The sequence below is a fragment of the Arsukibacterium ikkense genome, assembly GCF_000987775.1.
GTDB lineage: Bacteria > Pseudomonadota > Gammaproteobacteria > Enterobacterales > Alteromonadaceae > Alishewanella > Alishewanella ikkense.
On sequence record NZ_LAHO01000043.1, the window covers coordinates 1 to 458 of the forward strand.

The window sequence follows — 458 nt, forward strand, 5'->3', positions numbered from 1 at the left end:
TTGATACTCATTGAGCCTTCTCCCCCAGCCCAGCCATTTGGCTAAGCTGGAAGGCGACGAAACCAAAAAGGAGAAGACCCAATGAAATTTTATACTACACAACATCCGTATTATTGTGGAATTGATTTGCATGCCCGCTCTTTATACGTCTGCATTCTGGATGCTAATGGTGACACCATCTTACACCGCGAAATCAAAGCATTACCAGAACCTTTGCTCGATTTATTAGCACCTTACATCGGTAATATTGTTGTTGGCGTTGAATGCATGCACTGCTGGTACTGGGTCAGTGATTTCTGCGCTAAGCACGGTATCGATTTCATTTTAGGCCATGCTTTATATATGAAAGCCATTCATGGCGGTAAAGCCAAAAATGATCGCATTGATTCCTATAAAATTGCCCACCTGATCCGTGGTGGTAATTTCCCTATGGCTTATGTTTATCCACCCGAGATGCG

At 43.4% G+C, this 458-nt stretch carries 1 protein-coding gene; it reads left to right on the forward strand.

The window, feature by feature from the left end:
* Nucleotides 1-81 precede the first annotated feature (81 nt).
* On the forward strand, nt 82-458 hold a 377-nt coding region (locus WG68_RS18955), incomplete at its 3' end, for an IS110 family transposase (protein ID WP_046559283.1).